This is a genomic window from Mesorhizobium sp. M4A.F.Ca.ET.020.02.1.1, assembly GCF_004022645.1.
In the GTDB taxonomy this organism is placed as follows: Bacteria; Pseudomonadota; Alphaproteobacteria; order Rhizobiales; family Rhizobiaceae; genus Mesorhizobium.
In genome coordinates, this window is the sequence record NZ_RZOI01001306.1 from 1 (window position 1) to 696 (window position 696).

General features: G+C 58.2%; 1 protein-coding gene. It reads left to right on the top strand.

What is annotated here, in order from left to right; translation table 11 throughout:
• Nucleotides 1–278: 278 nt before the first annotated feature.
• Nucleotides 279–696, top strand: a 418-nt coding sequence (locus EN742_RS36810) for a substrate-binding domain-containing protein (protein ID WP_148670609.1), incomplete at its 3' end; no start/stop codon positions are given.

Genomic DNA, 696 nt, shown 5'->3' on the forward strand with positions numbered 1-696 from the left:
GGCGAAATGATAGAATCTATCAGGCCAGTCCGAAAATCCGGCGCCGGGCTTCCGATTCGCCCTTGACGCCGCCGCCTGAAATGGAATAAATATTTCACGAACTGGGTATTTTGGTTCTTTCGTTCCGGAACATCTGTTTCAAACAGAGGACTTGGCGTTCCATCATGCAAAGGGCGCCCTCCGGAACCGGAATAGAAAGCGGGAGAGATTCCTCGGGAGATCGGGGATTCCGGGCAAAAGATCGGTGCAGCCGGACACCAATGTGGAGGAGAAATACAATGAAGAAACTGCTTTTGGGCGTCGCACTGTCGGCGCTTATGAGTTCGTCCGCCTTCGCCGCCAAGATCGGCGTTTCGATGGCGCTTTTCGACGACAACTTCCTGACCGTTCTGCGCAACGGCATGATCGCGCAGGCCAAGGGCATGAGCGGTGTCGAACTGCAGGTCGAAGACGCGCAGAACGACGTCGCCAAGCAGCTTGACCAGATCAAGAACTTCGCCGCCTCGGGCGTCGACGCCATCATCGTCAACCCGGTCGATACCTCGGCCACCCAGGCGATGTCGGACGCGGCTGCCGCGGCCAAGATCCCGCTGGTCTATGTCAACCGCGAGCCGGTCAACGTCGATACGCTGCCGGACAACCAAGCCTTCGTCGCCTCGAACGAGGCTGAATCCGGCACGTTGGAAACCCAGGAAG